The organism is Phytobacter sp. RSE-02 (assembly GCF_040578655.1).
GTDB lineage: Bacteria > Pseudomonadota > Gammaproteobacteria > Enterobacterales > Enterobacteriaceae > Phytobacter > Phytobacter diazotrophicus.
The window spans coordinates 354,592-369,380 of the sequence record NZ_JBEULY010000001.1 but is presented as its reverse complement, the minus strand read 5'-3'; the positions used below and the strand labels follow the sequence as shown (position 1 = coordinate 369,380).

The window sequence follows — 14,789 nt, the reverse complement described above, 5'->3', positions numbered from 1 at the left end:
CGAAAAGAGGATTAACCGTGTCCCGTATTATCATGCTGATCCCTACCGGAACCAGCGTCGGCCTGACCAGCGTCAGCCTGGGCGTGATCCGTGCTATGGAACGCAAAGGCGTTCGTCTGAGCGTCTTTAAACCTATCGCCCAGCCACGCGCTGGCGGCGATGCGCCAGACCAGACCACCACCATCGTACGCACCAACTCCGGCCTGCCAGCGGCAGAACCGTTGAAGATGAGCTACGTTGAGTCCCTGCTCTCCAGCAACCAGAAAGACGTGCTGATGGAAGAAATCGTCGCACGCTACCACGAGAACAGCAAAGACGCTGAGGTTGTGCTGGTTGAAGGTCTGGTCCCGACCCGCAAACACCAGTTTGCTCAGTCTCTGAACTTTGAAATCGCGAAAACCCTGAACGCGGAAATCGTGTTCGTGATGTCTCAGGGCACCGATACTCAGGAACAACTGAAAGAGCGTATCGAACTGACCCGCAGCAGCTTCGGCGGCGCGAAAAACACCAACATCACCGGCGTTATCGTTAACAAACTGAACGCACCGGTTGACGATCAGGGCCGTACTCGCCCGGATCTGTCTGAAATCTTTGATGACTCCTCTAAAGCGAAAGTGATCAAAGTTGACCCGGCAAGCCTGGCGGCTTCCAGCCCGCTGCCTGTACTCGGCGCAGTACCATGGAGCTTCGACCTGATTGCGACCCGCGCAATCGACATGGCGCGTCACCTGAATGCGACCATCGTTAACGAAGGTGAAATCAGCACCCGTCGCGTGAAATCTGTGACCTTCTGTGCGCGTAGCATCCCGCACATGCTGGAACACTTCCGCGCAGGTTCTCTGCTGGTGACGTCCGCAGACCGTCCTGACGTGCTGGTTGCCGCATGCCTGGCCGCGATGAACGGCGTTGAAATCGGCGCGATCCTGCTGACTGGTGCCTACGAAATGGACCCGCGCGTCAGCAAACTGTGCGAACGCGCATTCGAAACCGGCCTGCCGGTATTCATGGTTGAAACCAACACCTGGCAGACCTCGCTGAGCCTGCAGAGCTTCAACCTGGAAGTGCCGGTTGATGACCATCAGCGTATCGAGAAAGTTCAGGAATACGTTGCCAGCTACATCAATGCAGACTGGATCGAGTCTCTGACCGCCACGTCTGAACGTAGCCGTCGCCTCTCTCCGCCTGCCTTCCGTTATCAGTTGACCGAACTGGCACGTAAAGCCGGTAAACGCGTTGTACTGCCAGAAGGCGACGAACCGCGTACCGTTAAAGCAGCGGCTATCTGTGCTGAACGCGGTATCGCAACCTGCGTACTGCTGGGTAACCCGGACGAGATCAACCGTGTTGCTGCGGCACAAGGCGTTGAACTGGGTACGGGCATCGAAATTGTTGATCCGGAAGTGGTACGTGAAAGCTACGTGGCACGCCTGGTTGAACTGCGTAAGAGCAAGGGTATGACCGAAGCGGTTGCCCGCGAACAACTGGAAGACAACGTTGTTCTGGGTACCCTGATGCTGGAGCAGGATGAAGTTGACGGTCTGGTTTCCGGTGCGGTTCACACCACGGCAAACACCATTCGTCCGCCGCTGCAGTTGATCAAAACAGCACCAGGCAGTTCTCTTGTCTCTTCCGTGTTCTTTATGCTGCTGCCGGAACAGGTTTACGTTTACGGTGACTGTGCAATCAACCCGGATCCGACCGCTGAGCAACTGGCAGAAATCGCGATTCAGTCCGCTGATTCCGCTGCTGCCTTTGGCATCGAACCGCGCGTGGCAATGCTCTCCTACTCTACCGGTAACTCCGGTGCGGGTAGCGATGTTGAGAAAGTCCGCGAAGCAACCCGTCTGGCGCAGGAAAAACGCCCGGATCTGGTTATCGACGGTCCGCTGCAGTACGACGCCGCCGTTATGGCCGACGTTGCGAAATCCAAAGCACCGAACTCCCCGGTTGCAGGTCGCGCTACCGTGTTCATCTTCCCGGATCTGAACACCGGTAACACCACCTACAAAGCGGTACAGCGTTCTGCTGACCTGATCTCCATCGGGCCGATGCTGCAGGGTATGCGCAAACCGGTTAACGACCTGTCACGTGGCGCACTGGTTGACGATATCGTCTACACCATCGCACTGACTGCAATTCAGTCTGCTCAGCAGAAATAATTGCCGTTAACTGAAAAAAGCTCCTGCATGCAGGAGCTTTTTTTTAGCTTAGCGAAAACACTTTTCCTCGCGGGACAAAGGGCAGCCGACGATTCTGTGGCAATAACCAGGCATGCTCCATTTTCACCGAAACATTATTCTCGCAAAACCCGTCGGTAATAATCAGTAACGGCCCTCCACGCGGAAAATCTCCGCGCAACGCCAGGCTATCCAGTAATTCAATACCCGGCTGCAAGACGGTACCGCCTCTCCCTTGCAACGTAAAATGGTGAAGGAGTTGTTCAGGCTGGACCCACCCGCGATCGTAAGCTTTTGCATCACAACAAATAAAGCGCACGGCAAACACCTCGCGCGCCAGTGAATAACTGGCGATGGCACCAAGCGCCTTGCCCAGCAACTGAGGGTCCATCGATCCGGACGTATCCAGAACGACGCCAAAAACGCGCGAATGCCTTTCTTCTTCGCTCGGGGCTTGAATAGCTGGCCGGGGGATATCCAGTGTTGCACTCTGACGGCGAGACGGACGCGCATAGGTACGACGTCGCTCGGGTGGCGGGAAATGCTCATCGAACCACTCAGCCAGGGCGACATCCCAGGGGACAGGCGGTTGCGCCAGGCTGCGGATTTCTTCAATCAACCCCGCAGGCAGCGCCCCCCGGCTCTGGCCATACAGACAACGCTCCATCCCCTGATACAAAGCCCGACGACAATAGGCCTCAGCATTCATAAATCGCGGATCGCCATCCTCGCCCAGGATATCGCCCCCGGCCCTGCCCCTGAGGGTAATAAGCTTACGCGACCGGCGCATATCCATGGCGAGCGAGTCATAAATTTCTTCTGCCGACATTCCCCTAAACTGGGCGTCATAGAGCAATCCCAGCTCCGGCGGCGCGCCAACCTGCATCTCAATAAGCCAGTCGTTGATGATAAAATCGCAGGCTACATTCCACAGTTCCGCGTCGCGTCCGCGGCGCCGGGATGCATGGTTCAACCCTGCATGTAACAACTCGTGGGCAAAAACAAAGAGCATCTCAGCCTGGTTTAAGCGGGCCGTCGGGTTGATCCAAATTTTGCCAATACCGACGTCGATTGCTGCCACCGCGATATCATACTGACTGCATAACTTCGCATCTTCTTCAATGTCGAATCCTGCCGCCAGCGCGCCCAGCAAGGGGTAAAGGGTCATTATCTGTTGTCGGGCTTTCTGCGCTAACGTCAGCTTATATTTCTGACCCTGCTGAGGCTGGTATCCCCCGACCTGTTCGAGTGCCTGGCTGACGCTATTGCTCAGGCCATCCGCCAGCAATTCCTGCCAGTTGACGGAATGATAGCGCGATGATTTTTCAACGTGGACAAAATGACGTTGCTCGCCGCAATAGATGGCCTGCCAGCGGGCAAGCGATTCCGAAATACCCTCTTCCTGCAACTGGCGAAACAGAAGCTCCGCATCGCTGTATATGTCCTGGGGGAAAAGGTAAGACTGCAACTCTTCTGGCAATGGGCCGATTTTAAGCCCTTCGCAAAAATGCATTGTAGAAATCAGTACTGCCAGCTCCCAGGTAGCCGCAGGCGTCCGGGGGGTGATATAACCAAACCCCAGCGCCGCCAGCGCCTGGGCAACCATCCGCGCCCATTGTTCTGGCCGGGCATGGCGCTTTGCATTAAGCCACAAATAGCCATCATTGCTGATTGCCAGCCAGTTTTTCGCACTCACCTGCGCGTGCGTATGGTCAAAACGCACATAGATGTGAGCGAAAATGGGCGAGAACAACGGATGCCATGCAATGATCTGCAACCCTGCCTGACAGGCATCGAGCGCAGGGTTGCGCTCCGTTTTGCGTTTCATTGTCCTTAGTTCCTTACCGCCAGGCGAGGAAGATCGCGTGCAACCTCCAGTAAAAACCAGGCCGGAAGCTTTTTGCCATTTTCATCTTCACTCATCACGGATTGCGCAATCTCAACGCTGATTCGCGCCAGCGTTTTCAGACAGTCTTTCGCTCGCATCGCAAGCTGCTTGTGCTCATTACGCAATGCCTTGTCCGTTTCGGGCAGCTCTTTATAAAGATGGGTACGGAAAGATTGGGCAAGGAAATAGAGAATGTCGCGATCGGCGGGATCGTCCGGCCAGTTCGCATCGCCTTTAAGAATGGCGGAAACGGTATGTTTTTGGCGAATCTGTTTGATAAACCCTTTAAAACTCGCCGCATGTGCAGGCGATAAAAGACCATAAATCAAGGCTTCCAGCATCTCATCACTGATAGCCTCACCAAATGATTTAAGGGCATCAGAAAGCATGTGCCAACTGCGTGGCGTCGAAAAAGGTTCTTCATGCTTCGGTGGCTCATTCCAGAGTTGATCCGGACGTAGCTGAATGTACTCCACAACCCAGGGGTGAATGGAGGATTCATTGATAGCCCAGTGCAGCCACTGACGATGGTCGGCGCGCAGATGGACATGCACCATACGGTTGATCAACGCCGAGGGCATCGGTTTCACGATGGCCGCATCTTTAGCACGGTTCCCAGCACCAATGACGACGGTGCCCTCCGGTAGCCGATACTCACCAATACGCTGCTCCAGGATTAACGAATAAAAAGCTTTCTGAATTTCATGGGAGGAGGCGTTCAGCTCATCCAGGAATAAAACGAAGGGTTTGTCACGGACGATATTTGCCGGGGGATAAAATCGCGAACACTGCCCGTCAATTTGTGGAATACCCAGCAGGTCTTCTGGCGCAAGCTGGCTACCCAGTAGCGAGACGCACTCCATGCCGACCTCATCAGCAAAACGTCGGACCAGGGCACTTTTACCAATCCCCGGCGCCCCCCATAAAAAGACAGGGCGGGTAATGGCAACATTCAGGAGAAATTCAAAGGTCTGATCGGGTGTCAGTTGAATAGCTGAAAGCATATAAAAATTCCTTTTTCATTATATTTTTCGCAACCTTTCAAGGTAATACAAAAGCGAAAACCCGTCACCTTAAATTTTCCGCTGCTCTTTTTACGCGCGTAAAAAAGCCACGCTGATTATTCATCAGCATGGCTCATTGACGTGTTCAATTCGCCGCGTGTTCAGGCCAGGCTTTTGCCGTAACCTTATTCTGTTTCTTCGGCTTTTTCGACAGAGTTGCTGGCGTTACGGCTCATCCACAGCGCCAGAGCTTTTAACGAATCCTGGGTGAATTCATCGCAGCGGGCGGTGATCTCTTCCGGCGTCATCCACCAGACTTCGCTCACTTCCTCTTCCTGCAGGGCAAACGGGCCATGAGAGACACAGCTAAACAACCCGCCCCACACCCGGCAGTGTTCGTCTTCAAAATAAAATGTGCCATGTTCAGCAAACGGGACACCGGCAATACCAAGCTCTTCTTCGGCTTCACGGCGAGCGGAATCCAGCAGCACTTCATCAGCCTGCACAACGCCGCCTGCGGTGGCGTCCAGCATACCCGGCATAAAATCTTTGGTTTCCGTACGGCGCTGAACCAGGATCTTGCCCATCCCATCATGGACGACAATATAGGTCGCGCGGTGACGCAAACATTGCGCGCGCATTTGCTCGCGACTCGCCTGAGCGATGACTTCGTTGTCCTCGCTGACAATATCCACCCACTCCGTGCCTGTAAAATGATTCGGTTCCACCATCAGAAATGTCTCGTCATTGCGCTCTTATGGCGCGTTTTAGTTGAAGGGTAACTTACGGATTAATCGCGACCTGTGCAATAAGCCGCTTATCATTCAGTGCCATTACGCGCAAAACACCCTCTTCCAGCATGCCGTAACTGGCGTCGAATCCCCCTTTGGGAATACTCACCGAGCCCGGATTAAAGTGAAAAATGTCACCCTGCCGCTGCGCCACCGGCAGATGAGTATGACCATAGACCAGCACGTCACCCTGCGCCAGCGGCGGTAAATTATCCGGCCCGAACAGGTGACCGTGGGTCAAAAACAGCCGCTGGTCAGGCAATAATACTTGCTGCCAGGGGGCCGTAATGGGGAAATTGAGCAGCATCTGATCGACTTCGCTGTCACAGTTGCCACGTACCGCAATAATACGCGACGCGTGTTCATTCAGCCGCTCCGCCACCTGCGCGGGCGCGTACCCTTTCGGCAGCGCGTTTCTTGGCCCGTGATTCAGCACATCACCCAAAATCACTAACCACTGTGCCCCGCTTTCAGCAAACAGCGCCAGTACGCGTTCGGTGGCAGGCAGCGAGCCGTGAATATCGGATGCGAACATCAGTTTCATCACTACACCTCAGGTTAAAAAGAATGCCGTATCATACCGCAAGTCCGGCCAGGTCTCAGCCCGCACGCTTCGCCGACAGTGCAACATAGCGTTGTATTGAGGAGCGTTGCCACTGAAAGGTGGCGTAATCCACCAGACGCTCCGGTACCTCATCGCCATTCATTACCAGCCGGTTAATCATCAGGGCCAGATCGGCATCGGCGATACACCACTCGCCAAACAGATTCGGCTTACCGTGCGCCAGTAATTCCCCAGCAAGGGCAAAGAGTTTGGCGGCACTCTGCTGGCCTGCGGCGCTGAGCGGCGCTTTCTTCGCCCCGGCGAAAATCACGTCGGTGCTACGCTCTTCGCGAATCGGCATCAGATCGCTGCGGACCCACGCCTGCACCTGACGGGCACGGGCGCGTTTTTGTAAATCGTGAGGATAGATACGTTCATATTCCGGCGGTGCGAAGCGCTCTTCCAGATACTCATCAATTGCCGAGGATTCGCTGAGCTCGAAACCGTCAATTTCCAGCACCGGCACGCGGCGAGTAAGATGATAGCCAGTCCATCCCGTCTTCTGCTGCTCGCCGTGTTCCAGATCAATGGTTTTAAGGGTAAAGGGCAGCGCTTTTTCCTGCAGCGCAACATAAGCAGACATGACATAAGGGGAGAAAAAATCCGCATCTGACCACAACGTGATTGTCGACTCGCTCATAACATCCTCTCAACGATTAGGTTTTTCATCAAAATATAACGTCTTGTTAAGAGTGTCACTTGATCAAAACTCAAGGCCGATAAGTAACGCTTATACTCATTAAAACCCTTGCTGCACCAGGGGAAAAAAATGAATGTTCTCTTTTACGCTGCAACTCCAAACGGGCAAAAAATCACGCTTTTTCCTGAAAAAGCGTAGCTTGCCTGGAGGCTTATTCGGGTGGATATCAGCAAAGGCGAGTATTACAGGATCGGTCATGGTTAACGCCCGCCAGCGGCAACAAATCGTACTGGATAATGACCCGGCGGCGAACAACAGATTTGAGCGTATTCGCACCCGGCCTGCGGCGATACCCGCGCTGGCGAAAGCGCAGTAAATCTAAATGGCAGCAATGTTTTCCTTGTGTATGATGAGACTGTTATTACTGAGGGAAGCCTGCAATGTCACAACCAGACGCCATTATTCGGATTAAAAATCTGCGCCTGCGCACATTTATCGGTATCAAAGAAGAAGAGGTCATCAACCGTCAGGATATCATTATTAATGTCATCATCCATTACCCGGCCGATAAGGCCCGCGCCAGCGAAGATATCAATGACGCGCTAAACTACCGCACGATAACTAAAAGCATAATTCACCATGTCGAGAGTAACCGCTTCTCGTTATTGGAAAAATTAACTCAGGATGTGCTGAATATCGCACGCGAACATCACTGGGTCACTTATGCTGAGGTTGAGATCGATAAACTTCACGCATTGCGTTACGCCGACTCTGTGTCCATGACCATGAGCTGGCGTCGTCAAGCGTAGCCCTGGAGGTTGCATGAAGATTCTGATTACCGGTGGTACAGGCCTGATTGGTCGTTTTTTGATTCCTCGTTTACAAGAGCTGGACCATTCCATCACCGTGGTGACACGCGACCCCGCCAAAGCGCAGCAAACGCTTGGCGATACGGTGGCGCTGCTACCAGGTCTGGACGATCTCACTGACCTCAATGATTTCGACGCCGTTATCAATCTGGCGGGCGAACCGATTGCCGAAAAGCGCTGGAGCGATGAGCAAAAACAGCGCCTGTGTGAAAGCCGCTGGAAAATAACCCAGAGGCTGGTCGATCTCACCCTCGCCAGCGCGAATCCACCGGAAGTATTTATCTCCGGCTCTGCTGTCGGTTATTACGGCGATACGGGAGATGCGGTGATCACGGAAGACGAGACGCCGCATAACGAATTTACCCACGAACTGTGCGCCCGCTGGGAGCAAATCGCCAGCGGTGCGGAAAGTGAACGTACCCGCGTCTGTTTACTGCGCACCGGCGTTGTGATTGCGCGCAAAGGCGGGGCAATTGCCAAACTGCTGCCGCTCTTTCGCGTCGGGCTTGGCGGCCCGGTCGGTACCGGTCACCAGTACATGTCCTGGATTCATATCGACGATATGGCTAACGGCATCATCTGGCTGCTCAATAACGACCTGCGCGGCCCGTTCAATATGGTTTCGCCCTACCCCGCACGTAACGAACAATTCGCTCACGCTCTGGGACATGCGCTTAATCGCCCGGCGGTTATGCATGCCCCGGCCGCCACCGTGCGCCTGATGATGGGAGAATCCGCCGTGCTGGTCCTTGGCGGCCAGCGCGCACTGCCAAAACGACTTGAAGCCTCCGGGTTCGCGTTTCGCTGGTTTGATTTAGAAGAAGCGCTCAAGGATGTGGTGACACCCCCACCATTATAAGGCGTTTACCTGCGCCATTCCGGTGTTAAGCTAAGACGCTTTGCTACCGGAATGGCGAAACCATGATATTGACCACCGAGCGCCTGACGCTCTCAGCGTTTACCGAGGCCGACTGGTCTTTTTTCCTCACTCTACGCCAAAGCCCGGATGTCATGCGCTTTATGGGCGCAATTGCCTGTGAAGACGATATCCGTACCCTGTTTATCTCCCGCCTGAACGATAATCACGCCCGGGTGATTCGCGACAGAAATGGCGAACCACTGGGTGATATTGGGCTGCATATCAGTACGCACTATCCGCAGGAAGCCGACATCGGCTACGCCATTGCCCCTTTCGCACAGGGGAAAGGGGTTGCCAGTGAAGCGTTGAAAGCCATGCGGGATTATGCCTTTACGCAGACCCACGTCACCGCGCTGAATGCCTGGGTGCTGGCGGCGAATCAGGGGTCGGTGCGGCTACTGGAGAAACTGGGGTTTACGCGTACGCAGGTGCTGGAAAAGGGCTATACGATTAACGGCGTGGATTATGATGACTGGGCTTACCGCCTGGAAAAAACGCGATAAGGCGCAGGGACACTGCGCCTTATGCCTGTTTACACGCTCTGTTCCACCTCTTCCGCTGAACGTCCCTGACGCACGCGTTTGGGCTGCGGCACTTTGATGATAAAGGTCAGCACACCGGCGAAGATATACAGCCCGGTGTAGGCCCATACCACGCCTACGATATCGAAAAACGGCAGCAGTGCGGAGGCAATCGCCGGGGCGACAAAGTTGCTCATCCCGGCAGAGAGGTTGTAGATGGAGACCGCCGCGCCTTTGTGATGCGGTTCCAGCGTCGGGAAGACCGCCGTCATCGGCACGAAAGCCGCAACAAAAATCCCCAGCATGATTGCCGGAATCAGCGCCACCGCGAAGTTATGCCCGGCATAGACCGGCAGGTAGTAAAACGTCAGGCTGGAGATGGCCATGCCCAGGCAACCGAACCAGCGCACCTGGCGGATCCAGCCAATGTATTCCCCGGTGATCCCCCAGAAAATATTGGTGAAAATGGTGACGAAGAAGAACACCGCCCAGATTTGCAGCCATTCAGAGATGCTAAAGCCCAGCCGATCAACAAACAGCAGCGGCATCACAATCGCAAAACCAAACAGAGATAGCGTATTGATGATACGAATCAGGCAGGCATAGAAGATATCGCGGTTAGTAAACAGAATGGTCGCCGCGCGGGAAAGCTCGGTCATTTTGTCGCGCAGCGGCAAATTCACCCGCGAACGGTCCACTGGCACATTGCGCAGGCTAAAGAACGCCACCAGGCCACCACAGCCGACCCAGACGATGGCAAACCACAGCGTCCCCGTTTCGCCAAACATCGGAATGGTCAGACTTGGCAGGTAACTGCCCACCACGCCAATGCCGATGGAATACATGGCCCAGAACCAGCCTGTCGCCGCCGCCAGATTCGGGCGCGGCAGCACCTGAACCAGCATCAACATGAAAGAGTAGATAAACATCGGATAGGCCAGGCCGCGAATACCATAGAACAGCAGCATCAGCGGGTAGTTACGCATCCCCAGTCCCATCGACATAAACAGGGCATGCATAATGACCCACAGGACACAGCCAATGGTCATAGCGCGTTGCGGGGTGATGAGTTCTGCCACCACGCCGGATGCCCAGGCCGCCAGCGCTGCCGCCAGGCCGTAAATCGTAAAGACGACAGCCGACTGCGCAGGCGAGAAGCCCATATCGGTTATGTGCTTTGATAAGAATGCCATTTCAAAGCCATCGCCAGCCATAAAAATCGCGATAGCCACAAATCCCCAGAGCAGTTTTTTCGGTAAGCCAAACCAGTATTCATTAGATTGCATAACAATCTTCCTTTATAAGCCGGGAGATATGCCCCGGCGAGGGTACAGAGGCCGGGGCTAGAGGTTTAAGGCAGTAACGTGCGGGCGACCTGTTGCTGCTGATAGAGCAGCCGGAACAGCGCCAGCCGTTTCGCCAGCCATTGACCGCGTTCAGGCTGCGGCGTAAAACGGGTGACCACCGGGGGTTTCAGACAGACTTTCGCCTCATCGCCGCCATCTGCCAGCCAGGCCAGACGCGCAGCACCCAGCGCACCGGAAGAACTTGCCGGATGCGTGACCATCGGAATGTTCAGCACATCGGCAATCAGTTGCCCCCACAGAGGGCTTCTTGCCCCACCGCCCGTCAGGCTGCACTGGCAAATCGAGGCGTTACCCAGCACATTCAGTCCATCGGCCAGCCCGAAGGTGACGCCTTCAATCACCGCGTAACCCAACAGCGCACGGCTGGTTTCATGGCGCAGATTGAAAAAACTCCCTGCCGCCAGCGGATCGTTATGCGGTGTGCGCTCCCCCGACAGATAAGGCAGGAATACCGGCGCGCGTTTCAGTTCCTCTTCCGTCAGTTGGGCAATCTCGTCCATCAACTGGCTTTCGGTGACCGAAAGCAGATTACAGATCCATCGCAGACAACTGGCGGCGCTCAGCATCACGCTCATCTGGTGCCAGCGTCCGGGGAGCGCATGGCAGAAAGCATGTACGCCAGAGTCCGGGTCTGCCTGCAGCGCATCGTTGACCACGAAAATCACCCCGGACGTCCCCAGAGAGATAAACGCGTCGCCCGGCGCCACCGCACCGACGCCCACGGCAGAGGTGGCGTTATCCCCCCCGCCCCCGGCGACCACCACCGAGGAGCTTAAGCCCCACTCAGTAGCCAGCGCGGCACGCAACGTCCCGCTGGGCGCACTGCCTTCCACCAGTGACGGCATCTGGCTGCGGTTGAGGTCAGTCATGGCAAGCAGTTCGTCTGACCAGTCGCGTTTTGCCACATCCAGCCACAGGGTGCCAGCCGCGTCGGACGGGTCGCTGACAAACTCACCGGTTAAACGCCAGCGCAGGTAATCTTTTGGCAGCAGTACTTTTGCCACCCGACTGAACACGTCAGGCTCGTGCCGGGCCACCCACACCAGCTTCGGCGCGGTAAACCCCGGCATGATCATGTTGCCGCTGATAGTCATCATTTCCGGATGATGCTCACTCAGCCATGCGCACTCGTCGGCGCTGCGGGTGTCATTCCATAAAATGCAAGGACGCAGCACGTTGCCGTCGTTATCAAGCAGTACCGCACCGTGCATCTGCCCCGACAGACCGATGGCGCGAATAGCCGCCCACTGCTGCGGATGCTGCTGGCGCAGTTCGGTGACCACCCGACCACAGGCCTGCCACCAGACCTGCGGATCCTGTTCCGCCCAGTGCGGATGCGGACGTTGCACCGTCAGCGCGGCATGCGCCGAGGCGACAATCTCACCGTAGCCGTCAATGAGCAGCGCTTTTAATTCTGAGGTGCCAATATCAATGCCCAGGTACATAGCGCCCCCTTACACTGCCGCCAGTTGTGATTCAGGTTGTTTTATCCACTGCTCCAACTCCGCGACGGTACGACGCAGCAGGGTTAAGAACTCTGCGGATGTCGCAAGGCCAGCAAACAGCGCGTCGTCCGCCGCCCACATCGCCAGCGGATCAGGCGCGTTGAAAACGGCGCGTACGGCATCGGGTTGCATCACGCCATCCTGATAGGTATAGGGCAAAGAACCGTCGGCCCAGCGTTTCAGGAACAGGAAGAACAGTGCAGGCAGCACAGCGGTCGCAGAGGGGACGTCGCCGCGTTTGTAGCATTCGATAAGCGTCGGCGTGACCATTCCAGGAATTTTGGACAGACCGTCAGCGGCGACGCGCTGGTTAGTGTCTTTGATGTAGGGGTTGCTAAAGCGCGCCAGCACCACATCGCGATACTTCGCCAGATCGAGCGGACTTGGCGTCAGTGAGGGAATGACATCGCGTGAGACATACTCCCAGGCCATCTGACGAATGGCGCTCTGGCGGGTGCTGTCATCAATAAAGCTCAGACCAATCAACGTTCCCGCCCACGCGATGCAGCTATGGGTAGCGTTCAGAATGCGGATTTTCGCCTCTTCCCAGGGCAGTACGGATTCCACCAGTTCCACCCCTACCTTTTCGAGCGCCGGGCGGCCATTAATAAAATCATCTTCAATTACCCACTGAATAAAGGATTCGCCCATTACCGGCACCGCATCTTTAATGCCGGTTGCCGCCAGTACCCGCTCGGCCACATCCGGTGTCGGGCGCGGAGTGATGCGGTCGACCATGGTATTGGGTGACGTGGTGTTGTTCTCTACCCACTGGCGTAATTCGGTTTCGCCCTTCGCCTGCAAGAAGGAGAGAAAGCCGTGGCGAAAGCGCTCGCCGTTATGGCGCAGGTTGTCGCAGTTCAGCAAGGTAACGGGGTTGCCATGCTGCGCAATACGCTGTTTCAGGATACGGGTCAGCGCGCCGTAAAGTGTGCGGATCCCACCGTTCAGATCGGCCTGAATGTCGGCCTGCCGCTGATCCAGCTCATGCTCGGGCGTCAGGTAGTAACCGCTTTCGGTAACCGTAAAGGCGATGACGCGCGTTTCGGCATCGGCACCCTGTTTCACCAGTGCGCTAATTTCGCTATCCCAGGGCAACACTTTGCGAATTGAGGTGATGGTTTCGTACTGCCGTTCGCCCTCCGGCGACACGGTTTCCAGCACATATTCACCGTTTTGCGCGGCGAGATGGCCCAGCAGCACACGGGCGTCATCGCGAATATTTCCCAACGCGATCCTCCAGCGGTCATCCCCCTGCTCCATCAGTTTGTGCAGATACCACGCCTGATGAGCACGATGAAACGACCCGGCACCAATATGCATCCACACCGCTTTTTTCTCGGACATAATCATCACCTCAATTTTGAGCATTTGACAGTTTTACGGGCTTATGCCCGTTTGTTGTATGTATGTTAGTAGCGAGATGCGAAGGTTTTCTGCGAGGAAACTCACGAAAATAGCTTTTGCTCTTTAAAATGACATTTGCCCATTTTTGTTAAGCTGACCATTGCGCGTACAATGGCGGCAGGAAATTAGGGGAATGTTTGATGAACAAAGAAGAGAAAAAACAGGAACTCGCCGCCCGTGCCGCATGGATGTATTACGTGGCGGGATTAACACAACAGGATATTGCCTCGGCGCTGGGCCTGTCGCGCCAGGTAGCACAACGGCTCATTTCCGGCGCCCGCGAAACCGGGATGGTTACCGTCAATATCAGCCATCCGGTGACCCGTTGTCTGAAACTGGCGCACGACCTACAAGAAAAATATGCCCTCAACCTGTGTCGCGTTGTGCCATCTGCCGGGCTGGAAGATGATGCCATTCAGCAGATGCTGGCCGTTGAAGGGGCACAGGTGATGGCACAATTTATCTGTGAAGAGAAACCGCAGGTCTTTGGTGTCGGCTCCGGTAAAACGCTGCGCGCCGTGATTGACGCCCTGCCGTCGCTGGAGCGACCGCAACATCAGTGCGTGTCGATGATCGGCGCCATCGCACGGGATGACTCCGGTACCCGTTACGATGTGCCGCTGAAAATGGCGGAAAAAATGCAGGGTAAGTATTTTTTCATTCCGGCGCCGCTCTATGCCGATAGCCCGGAAGATAAAAACAGTTGGTGCCAGCATCAGATCTACCAGCGCGTGGCGGCAAGAGCGCTTAACGCGGATGTCACTTTCCTTGGCATTGGCGAGGTGAAATTGGGTTGCCCGCTGAACACCGAGGGGTTTATTACCGACGCCCAGGTCAAAGATCTGGAGACGCAGCATGTCGCAGGCGAGATGCTTGGCCATTTCTTTAACCATCAGGGGGTACGCCTGGATTCCGAACTGGATGCGATGCTGACCAGTGTGCCGCTCACCAGCCACACGCAACGAAAAGTGGTCGGCTTTGCCGGAGGGGAACGTAAACTTGCCGCCATTCGCGCAGCCCTGGTCGGTGGCTGGGTCAATGGGCTGGTGACGGACGAAGATACCGCACTTCAACTGCTGGCGGACTAAGCGGCTACC

General features: G+C 55.5%; 13 protein-coding genes and 1 pseudogene. 6 read left to right on the top strand and 8 right to left on the bottom strand.

The features are described from left to right. Nucleotides 1-17: 17 nt before the first annotated feature. The gene (gene pta / locus ABU190_RS01600) at nt 18-2,159 is read left to right on the top strand and encodes a phosphate acetyltransferase (RefSeq protein ID WP_354690204.1); all 2,142 of its coding nucleotides are present in this window, start codon (nt 18-20) and stop codon (nt 2,157-2,159) included. 43 nt (nt 2,160-2,202) lie between these two features. Here the strand turns inward: pta and ABU190_RS01595 are convergent, their stop codons facing one another. The 5 genes from ABU190_RS01595 to yfcF form a co-directional block, all read right to left on the bottom strand. Continuing rightward, complete coding sequence (locus ABU190_RS01595) at nt 2,203-4,005, bottom strand: VWA-like domain-containing protein (RefSeq protein WP_354690203.1); 1,803 nt, start codon at nt 4,003-4,005, stop codon at nt 2,203-2,205. A gap of 5 nt (nt 4,006-4,010) precedes the next feature. Continuing rightward, on the bottom strand, nt 4,011-5,069 hold the full coding sequence (locus ABU190_RS01590; protein ID WP_354690202.1) for a MoxR family ATPase: 1,059 nt from the start codon (nt 5,067-5,069) through the stop codon (nt 4,011-4,013). A 185-nt stretch (nt 5,070-5,254) separates the two neighbouring features. Then, nucleotides 5,255-5,800 (bottom strand): NUDIX hydrolase YfcD, encoded by a 546-nt coding sequence (gene yfcD, locus ABU190_RS01585; protein ID WP_039079867.1) that lies wholly within the window; start codon nt 5,798-5,800, stop codon nt 5,255-5,257. A 52-nt stretch (nt 5,801-5,852) separates the two neighbouring features. Next, nucleotides 5,853-6,404: a phosphodiesterase gene (gene yfcE / locus ABU190_RS01580; RefSeq protein ID WP_354690201.1), complete on the bottom strand. Its 552-nt coding sequence runs from the start codon at nt 6,402-6,404 to the stop codon at nt 5,853-5,855. A gap of 55 nt (nt 6,405-6,459) precedes the next feature. Further along, nucleotides 6,460-7,104, bottom strand: coding sequence for a glutathione transferase (gene yfcF, locus ABU190_RS01575; protein ID WP_354690200.1), 645 nt, complete (start codon nt 7,102-7,104; stop codon nt 6,460-6,462). A 129-nt stretch (nt 7,105-7,233) separates the two neighbouring features. Here yfcF and ABU190_RS01570 point away from each other — a divergent pair. The 4 genes and pseudogenes from ABU190_RS01570 to ABU190_RS01555 all read left to right on the top strand — a co-directional run. Continuing rightward, nucleotides 7,234-7,299, top strand: a pseudogene (locus tag ABU190_RS01570) (hypothetical protein); the annotation flags it as partial. A 245-nt stretch (nt 7,300-7,544) separates the two neighbouring features. After that, entirely contained in the window at nt 7,545-7,913 is a 369-nt protein-coding gene (gene folX, locus ABU190_RS01565) for a dihydroneopterin triphosphate 2'-epimerase (protein WP_039079864.1), read from the top strand. Between the two features lie 13 nt (nt 7,914-7,926). Continuing rightward, entirely contained in the window at nt 7,927-8,832 is a 906-nt protein-coding gene (locus tag ABU190_RS01560) for a TIGR01777 family oxidoreductase (RefSeq protein ID WP_039079863.1), read from the top strand. Nucleotides 8,833-8,894: 62 nt separating this feature from the next. After that, nucleotides 8,895-9,395, top strand: coding sequence for a GNAT family N-acetyltransferase (locus tag ABU190_RS01555; protein WP_354690199.1), 501 nt, complete (start codon nt 8,895-8,897; stop codon nt 9,393-9,395). Between the two features lie 29 nt (nt 9,396-9,424). On the opposite strand, the gene ABU190_RS01550 is transcribed toward ABU190_RS01555, so the two are convergent. The 3 genes from ABU190_RS01550 to dalD all read right to left on the bottom strand — a co-directional run bounded on the left by ABU190_RS01550 (nt 9,425) and on the right by dalD (nt 13,632). Next, on the bottom strand, nt 9,425-10,699 hold the full coding sequence (locus ABU190_RS01550; protein ID WP_039079861.1) for an MFS transporter: 1,275 nt from the start codon (nt 10,697-10,699) through the stop codon (nt 9,425-9,427). A 65-nt stretch (nt 10,700-10,764) separates the two neighbouring features. Next, nucleotides 10,765-12,225 (bottom strand): xylulokinase, encoded by a 1,461-nt coding sequence (gene xylB / locus ABU190_RS01545; protein ID WP_354690198.1) that lies wholly within the window; start codon nt 12,223-12,225, stop codon nt 10,765-10,767. Between the two features lie 9 nt (nt 12,226-12,234). Beyond that, nucleotides 12,235-13,632, bottom strand: coding sequence for a D-arabinitol 4-dehydrogenase (dalD, locus tag ABU190_RS01540; protein ID WP_354690197.1), 1,398 nt, complete (start codon nt 13,630-13,632; stop codon nt 12,235-12,237). Between the two features lie 200 nt (nt 13,633-13,832). Between dalD and ABU190_RS01535 the strand changes: the two genes are divergently transcribed. Then, on the top strand, nt 13,833-14,780 hold the full coding sequence (locus ABU190_RS01535) for a sugar-binding transcriptional regulator (RefSeq protein WP_039079859.1): 948 nt from the start codon (nt 13,833-13,835) through the stop codon (nt 14,778-14,780). Nucleotides 14,781-14,789: the final 9 nt, after the last annotated feature.

What these genes read in the sequence shown, in the direction of transcription:
- ABU190_RS01555 (WP_354690199.1), top strand. Translation starts at nt 8,895, where the DNA reads ATGATATTGACCACCGAGCGCCTGACGCTCTCAGCGTTTACCGAGGCC.
- dalD (WP_354690197.1), bottom strand. Translation starts at nt 13,632, where the DNA reads ATGTCCGAGAAAAAAGCGGTGTGGATGCATATTGGTGCCGGGTCGTTT.
- ABU190_RS01535 (WP_039079859.1), top strand. Translation starts at nt 13,833, where the DNA reads ATGAACAAAGAAGAGAAAAAACAGGAACTCGCCGCCCGTGCCGCATGG.
- ABU190_RS01590 (WP_354690202.1), bottom strand. Translation starts at nt 5,069, where the DNA reads ATGCTTTCAGCTATTCAACTGACACCCGATCAGACCTTTGAATTTCTC.
- ABU190_RS01550 (WP_039079861.1), bottom strand. Translation starts at nt 10,699, where the DNA reads ATGCAATCTAATGAATACTGGTTTGGCTTACCGAAAAAACTGCTCTGG.
- yfcD (WP_039079867.1), bottom strand. Translation starts at nt 5,800, where the DNA reads ATGGTGGAACCGAATCATTTTACAGGCACGGAGTGGGTGGATATTGTC.
- xylB (WP_354690198.1), bottom strand. Translation starts at nt 12,225, where the DNA reads ATGTACCTGGGCATTGATATTGGCACCTCAGAATTAAAAGCGCTGCTC.
- yfcE (WP_354690201.1), bottom strand. Translation starts at nt 6,404, where the DNA reads ATGAAACTGATGTTCGCATCCGATATTCACGGCTCGCTGCCTGCCACC.
- folX (WP_039079864.1), top strand. Translation starts at nt 7,545, where the DNA reads ATGTCACAACCAGACGCCATTATTCGGATTAAAAATCTGCGCCTGCGC.
- ABU190_RS01560 (WP_039079863.1), top strand. Translation starts at nt 7,927, where the DNA reads ATGAAGATTCTGATTACCGGTGGTACAGGCCTGATTGGTCGTTTTTTG.
- yfcF (WP_354690200.1), bottom strand. Translation starts at nt 7,104, where the DNA reads ATGAGCGAGTCGACAATCACGTTGTGGTCAGATGCGGATTTTTTCTCC.
- ABU190_RS01595 (WP_354690203.1), bottom strand. Translation starts at nt 4,005, where the DNA reads ATGAAACGCAAAACGGAGCGCAACCCTGCGCTCGATGCCTGTCAGGCA.